We start from the raw sequence: 945 nt of genomic DNA, 5'->3' as shown, positions 1-945 counted from the left end.
GGGCGGTACGAGTGGGACGGCTTCTACGACGCTGACGAACTCCCCGGGATCGAGAACCCCGAGGTGGGCTGGTTCGCTTCGGCGAACGAGATGAACCTCCCGTCCGACCATCCTGTGGAGAAGACAGTGACACACGACTGGTACGCGCCAGATCGGAAGCAACGGATCGACGCGGCGATCTCGGACGGACTGGTCCGGTCGGTCGATGACGCCGCTCGGCTGCAAAGCGACGTGACGAGCCTTCCCGCGCAACGGATCATCCGGGTGCTGGACCGTCTCACCGACGGCGACGGCACGCCTGGTCTCGCGATGCTCAGGGAATGGGACTGCGTCCTCGATGCAACCTCGGCGGCCGCTGCCCTCTTCGAGGTGTGGCATCGGCGCCATTTGCGACCCGCGGTGCTCGCCGCGGTGCTCCATCGCCTTCTGCCGGACGCGGACGTCGACGACGCACTCGCCCGACTCGCGCCCGACGAATCGCTGCTCGCCGACTCCCGGGTCCTGCTCAGCCTTCTCGAGCAGCCTGCAGATCGCCTCGGACCCGATGCGGCCACCACGCTGCGACATGTCATGACTGCTTCGCTCAAGGCAGCGTTTACGGACTGCGAATCACTACTGGGCGACGACCCCTCGACGTGGGCCTGGGGACGACTGCACGTCTCGGTGCTGCGTCATCCCCTCAGGCTCACGGACAACCAGACCGGCGAAGAGGTGAAGGTCGGGCCAATTCCTCGTGGAGGAAGCGGGGACACGGTGTGCGACACGGCCTACGACTCTGCCTTCGTGCAGACAGGAGGATCGACGTTCCGCGTAGTGATCGACGTGGGTGACTGGGACGGGTCGCTTGCGCTGAACTACCCCGGACAGTCCGGCGACCCGACGTCACCCCATTTCGACGACCTGGTCGACGGGTGGGCGCGCGGCCAGTACTTCCCGCTGCTATAC

General features: G+C 66.2%; 1 protein-coding gene. It reads left to right on the top strand.

Annotation, left to right across the window (positions count from 1 at the left end):
* On the top strand, positions 1-945 hold a 945-nt coding region (locus tag PKE99_RS37840), incomplete at both ends, for a penicillin acylase family protein (RefSeq protein WP_271215070.1).

Origin of the sequence: Pseudonocardia halophobica (assembly GCF_027922425.1) — a bacterium.
In the GTDB taxonomy this organism is placed as follows: domain Bacteria; phylum Actinomycetota; class Actinomycetes; order Mycobacteriales; family Pseudonocardiaceae; genus Pseudonocardia; species Pseudonocardia halophobica.
The sequence above is the reverse complement of the archived record's forward strand: the minus strand, read 5'-3'. Positions and strand labels throughout refer to the sequence as shown.